Origin of the sequence: Halochromatium sp. (assembly GCF_046541315.1) — a bacterium.
Lineage (GTDB): Bacteria > Pseudomonadota > Gammaproteobacteria > Chromatiales > Chromatiaceae > Lamprobacter.
On sequence record NZ_JBKHDN010000181.1, the window covers coordinates 1 to 5,579 of the forward strand.

Below are 5,579 nucleotides of genomic sequence, written 5' to 3' on the forward strand. Positions count from 1 at the left end.
AACGATCGCTTGATCACTGCCGATGAGGTCCGGCGTCTGGCTGGCGGCATCAGCGATATGACATTATGGCGCTGGATCAAGCTGGGGATCACCCCGGCACCCTTAGTGATCGAGCGTCGCCGATATTGGTGGCGATCGGCGGTCGTCGCCTCACTCACGCGAGCGGGACGGGCTGATGCCGAGTAGATGTAGGTTCAAGGAAAAAAGTTGGGAAGTAATGTGAGGGGAGCAGCTGACAATCGAGAGCGTCCACGCTTCCGGTCGTCATCACAACACAAAGTCCCCAGCCTATCGTCCCGATCGAGTGCAGTGCATCGGTCCTGCGCAGGTACCGTTCAAACGTCTACAAAATGTTACCCCCAGCGTTACCCCGGAGGCCACAAATGAAAAACGGGCTAGCCCAAAATGAAGCTAACCCGTTGTTTCTATTGGCTCCCCGAACTGGACTCGAACCAGTGACCCACTGATTAACAGTCAGTTGCTCTACCAACTGAGCTATCGGGGAATTGACTAAGCCGCTTATTATAAGAGCCCCTGGTTCTCAACGTCAAGGGTTTTTTACATCAAGCCGCCACGGCGGCGATGCGCTCCAGCGCCTGGTCGAGGTTTTCCTGGCTGGTGGCGATCGAGATGCGGGCGTAGCCTGGGGAGCCGAACGCGGAACCTGGCACCAGGGCAACGCCGGCGTGTTCGATCAGGTATTCGGCAAGCTCCAGATCGTCGCGAACGGTCTCGAGCTGTTCGATCAGTCCGCGCATCTTCGGGAAGACGTAGAAGGTGCCGTCGCTCGGCAGGCATTCGATGCCGGGGATGCGGTTCAGCCGCTCGACGACCAGGTCGTGGCGCGCCTTGAACGCGGTGAGCATCTCGCCGATACAGTCCTGCGGCCCTTCGAGGGCCGCCTGCGCCGCGACCTGCGAGATCGAGGTCGGGTTCGAGGTGCTCTGCGACTGGATCTTCTTCATCGCCTTGATCACCGGCTCCGGCCCGCCCGCGTAGCCGATGCGCCAGCCGGTCATCGAGTAGGCCTTGGAGACACCATTGAGCACCAGCGTGCGCGGCAGCAGGTCCGGGCAGACGTTGACGAGGTTGACGAAGGGCGCGCGCTCGGGCCAGAGGATGTGCTCGTACATATCGTCGGTGGCAATCAACGCGCGCGGGAAGTCGCGCAGCACCTCGCCCAACGCCGCCAGCTCGTCGGTCGTATAGGCCATGCCGGTCGGATTCGAAGGGCTGTTGATGACCACCAGGCGCGTCTTTTCGGACATCCCGCCCCGCAGCTGGTTCGGCGTGATCTTGAACTGCTGCTCGGCGCCAGCATGCACCAACACCGGCGCCGCGCCAGCGAGCAGGACCATATCCGGATAGGACACCCAGTAGGGGGCTGGGATCACCGCCTCGTCGCCCGGATCCAGGACCGCCTGCGCCAAATTGTAGAAGCTCTGCTTGCCACCGCAGGAGACCAGGATCTGCTCGGACGCATAGTCAAGACCGTTGTCGCGTTGAAACTTGGCGATGATCGCGCGCTTGAGCTCCGGCGTGCCATCCACGGCGGTGTACTTGGTGAAACCGGCGTTGATCGCCTCGATGGCGGCTTGCTTGATGTGATCCGGGGTGTCGAAATCCGGTTCGCCGGCGCCAAGGCCAATGACATCCTTGCCCGCAGCACGCAGCTCGCGCGCGCGCGCGGTGATGGCCAGCGTGGCCGATGGCTTGACGGATTGAACGCGGTTGGAGAGCTTGATGGTCATCGCTGGTGGGGGTCCGTAGCGCAGTGAGTGGGCGGCAAGGGATGGGCGCCGAAGTCGAAGCCGCTGCAGAGCGACAGACGAGCATGCAGCCGCATCGTATTGGCATGCGTCGGCTCGGCCTTAGATCATAGCGAATCCAAACGTGCCGCGCGATGCGCGTCACCGAGCCGATCGTCTGCTCTGGCCGCCCTGGTTGCGCCCTGGCCGCGCCCTGCCGCGCTGGCCGGCACGCGTCTCCGGTCAATGGCTCCCCTCACCCTATTCTGAATGGTCTCAAACCGATGTCCCGTCCCTTAGAACTCGTCTCTCAGTTCCAGCCCGCCGGGGATCAACCGCAGGCAATCCGGCGGCTGGTCGAGGGGCTCAACGATGGCGAGGCCGGCATGACCCTGCTCGGGGTCACCGGCTCGGGCAAGACCTTCACCATTGCCAACGTCATCGAGCGCGTGCAGCGCCCGACGCTCGTGCTGGCACCAAACAAGACACTGGCCGCCCAGCTCTATGGCGAGATGCGCGAGTTCTTCCCGCACAACGCGGTCGAGTACTTCGTCTCCTACTACGACTACTATCAGCCCGAGGCCTATGTGCCGGCCTCCGACACCTACATCGAAAAGGACGCCTCGATCAACGAGCACATCGAGCAGATGCGCCTGTCGGCGACTAAGGCCCTGCTCGAGCGCCCGGACGTCATCCTGGTCGCGACCGTCTCCAGCATCTACGGCCTCGGCGACCCCGAGGCCTACCTGAAGATGGTCCTGCACCTCTCGCGCGGCGATCTGATCGACCAGCGCGCGATCCTGCGCCGGCTGGCCGCACTGCAATACCGGCGCAACGAACTCGAACTGGCACGCGGTTCCTATCGCGTGCGCGGCGACGTGATCGACATCTACCCGGCCGAATCGGACGACGAGGCGCTGCGTGTGGAACTGTTCGACGACGAGATCGAGGCGCTGTCGCTGTTCGACCCGCTCACCGGCGAGACCAAGCGCCGGGTGCCGCGTTACACGGTGTTCCCGAAGACCCATTATGCGACCCCGCGCGAAGTCATCCTCAACGCCATCGAGCAGATCAAGGTCGAACTCAAGGATCGGCTCGACTGGCTGCGCGACCACGACAAGCTGGTCGAGGCGCAGCGCCTGGAGCAGCGCACGATTTTCGATCTGGAGATGATGGTCGAGGTCGGCTACTGCTCGGGGATCGAGAACTACAGCCGCTATCTCTCCGGGCGCGGCCCCGGCGAGCCGCCGCCGACGCTGTTCGACTACCTGCCCAAGGACGCGCTCATCGTCATCGACGAGAGCCATGTCACCGTGCCGCAGCTCGGCGGCATGTTTCGCGGCGACCGCTCGCGCAAAGAGAACCTGGTCGACTACGGCTTCCGGCTGCCCTCGGCGCTCGACAACCGGCCGCTGCGCTTCGAGGAATTCGAGGCGCGCCGGCCGCAGACGATCTATGTCTCGGCGACCCCGCGCCAATACGAGATCGAGCACTCCGGCGCCGTGGTCGAGCAGGTGGTACGCCCGACCGGCCTGGTCGACCCCGAGGTCGAGGTGCGCCCGGCGCGCACCCAGGTCGACGACCTGCTCTCCGAGATCCAGCTGCGCACCGCCGCCGACGAGCGCGTGCTGGCGACCACGCTGACCAAGCGCATGGCCGAGGATCTCACCGACTATCTCGGCGAGCACGGTATCCGCGTGCGCTACCTGCACTCGGACATCGACACCGTCGAGCGCGTCGAGATCATCCGAGACTTGCGACTCGGCGCGTTCGACGTGCTGGTCGGCATCAATCTGCTGCGCGAGGGGCTGGACATGCCCGAGGTCTCGCTGGTGGCGATCCTCGATGCCGACAAGGAAGGCTTCCTGCGCTCCGAGGGCTCGCTGATCCAGACCATCGGCCGCGCCGCCCGCAACGCGCATGGCAAGGCGATCCTCTATGCCGATGCGATCACCGGCTCGATGCGCCGCGCGATCGACGAGACCGAGCGCCGCCGCGCCAAGCAGATCGCCCACAACGAGCGGCACGGCATCACGCCGCAGACGATCAAGAAGGCGGTCGCCGACATCATGGAGGCGCATGCGCCGGGCGCGCCGATGCAGGCGCGCGACTATGCCAAGGTCGCCGACGAGATGGCCGAGTACGCCAACCTGACGCCGGCGCAGATGGCGAAGAAGATCAAGAGCCTGGAAAAAGCGATGTACAAGGCCGCCAAGGATCTCGAGTTCGAGCAGGCGGCCGCACTGCGCGATCGGATCAAGACGCTGCGCGCGCGCGGCATCGCCGCGTGAGGACTGGTAGACGAAGCTGGGTGGATCACCTAGCCTAATAACCTTCTTGGCTGAGAACGCACATTCCGGGATCATGTCTCAAGAGGCGCCGCATACGGAACAATCGGCCACCTATGAAGCCGACGTCATTGCCTGGGCGAACCATCAAGCCGCGCTGCTGCGCGCGGGTCGCTTCCATGAACTCGATATCGAACACATCGCCGATGAGATCGAAGACGTGGGCAAGAGTGAGCAACGCGAGTTGGCGAGCCGCATGGCGGTCCTGCTGGCGCACTTGATCAAGTGGCGCTACCAACCCGAGCGACGTGGCAAGAGCTGGCTGCTGACGATTCGCAATCAGCGTAAGGGTGTCGCCCTGCGCTTGAAACGAACACCGAGCCTGAAGTCAATGCTGCGCGACTCGGAATGGCAGCAAGCGATCTGGGCCGATGCGCTGAGTACCGCGACCGCCGAAACAGGCCTTGAAGACCTGCCCGAGCCATGTCCCTGGAGTCCCGAACAGATCCTCGATCCGGACTGGCTACCGCAAGACTGAGCCCCATGCTCAGGCGTCTCGCGTTGGCGGCGCGCTGGCCGCCGCGAGCGTCTTGCGCAGCTCGCGCTCCATCTGCTCAAGCTCGGCCCCCGCCGCGGCGCGCGCGCGTTTGCCCTCGTCGGCGATCTCGAGGCTCTCCTCGATGGTCTCGATCAGGGTGCGGTTGGCCTCCTTGACGATCTCGATGTCGAACACGCCGCGTTCGATCTGTCGCCGCGCCTCGGCATTGGCGGTCTTGAGATTGTTCGCGTTCGCCTTGAGCAGCTCATTGGTCAGGTCGGTCGCGGCCTTGACCGTCTCGGCGGCGCGACCGGAGCGGTAGATGGTCACCGCTTGCGCCAGTTGCTGGCGCCACAACGGCACCGTGTTGACCAGCGTCGAGTTGATCTTGTTGATCAAGCCCTTGTCGTTCTCTTGCACCAGGCGGATGCTCGGCAGCGCCTGCATCGCCACCTGCCGCGTGAGCCGCAGATCGTGCACGCGCCGTTCCAGGTCATCGCGCGCGCTGCGCAGATCGCGCAGGCTCTGCGCCGCGACCATGTCCTCGGCCTGCTCGACCTTGGCCGCGAGCGCCGGGATGGTTTCCTGATCCAGCTCCGCGAGCTTGGCGTCGCCAGCGGCGATGTAGCGCTCAAGCTCGCGAAAGTACTCGAGGTTGGCGTCGTAGAGCCGATCCAGCGAGGTCACATCGGTCAACAGCCGGGTCTTGTGGCGCTCGAGATCGATGGCGATGCGGTCGATATGATCGCGCACCGCCTCGTATTCCTGCAGGAAACGCAGGATCGGCTTGCCTTGGCCGAACAACCGAGTCAGTAACCCCGGCTTGGCATTCGGGTCCAGCCGTTGGACATCAAACCCGCGCAGGGTGCCGACCATCTCGCTGAGGGTCTGACCGGCGGCCCCGGTGTCCTTATTGCGCACGCCTTCGAGCATCCGATCGGAGACGGCGGTGAGTTGCTGCTGGGCCTTGGCGCCGAAGTGCATGATCGAGCCGCTGTCGGTCAG

4 protein-coding genes and 1 tRNA gene are annotated in these 5,579 nt (G+C 64.3%); 2 read left to right on the forward strand and 3 right to left on the reverse strand.

What is annotated here, in order from left to right:
- Nucleotides 1–429: 429 nt before the first annotated feature.
- Together ACLFQI_RS11005 and ACLFQI_RS11010 are read right to left on the reverse strand one after the other, a co-directional pair.
- A tRNA-Asn gene (locus ACLFQI_RS11005) sits at nucleotides 430–505 on the reverse strand.
- Between the two features lie 58 nt (nucleotides 506–563).
- A complete protein-coding gene (locus ACLFQI_RS11010; RefSeq protein ID WP_410759305.1) occupies nucleotides 564–1,751 on the reverse strand; it encodes a pyridoxal phosphate-dependent aminotransferase in 1,188 nt (395 codons plus the stop codon).
- Between the two features lie 281 nt (nucleotides 1,752–2,032).
- On the opposite strand from ACLFQI_RS11010, the gene uvrB reads away from it, so the two are divergent.
- Complete coding sequence (gene uvrB / locus ACLFQI_RS11015; RefSeq protein ID WP_410759307.1) at nucleotides 2,033–4,039, forward strand: excinuclease ABC subunit UvrB; 2,007 nt, start codon at nucleotides 2,033–2,035, stop codon at nucleotides 4,037–4,039.
- Between the two features lie 73 nt (nucleotides 4,040–4,112).
- Nucleotides 4,113–4,574 carry a DUF29 domain-containing protein gene (locus ACLFQI_RS11020; protein WP_410759309.1) on the forward strand — a complete coding sequence of 154 codons (462 nt, stop codon included), beginning with the start codon at nucleotides 4,113–4,115 and terminating at the stop codon, nucleotides 4,572–4,574.
- 9 nt (nucleotides 4,575–4,583) lie between these two features.
- Here ACLFQI_RS11020 and ACLFQI_RS11025 read toward each other — a convergent pair.
- Nucleotides 4,584–5,579, reverse strand: a 996-nt coding sequence (locus ACLFQI_RS11025; protein WP_410759310.1) for a toxic anion resistance protein, incomplete at its 5' end; no start/stop codon positions are given.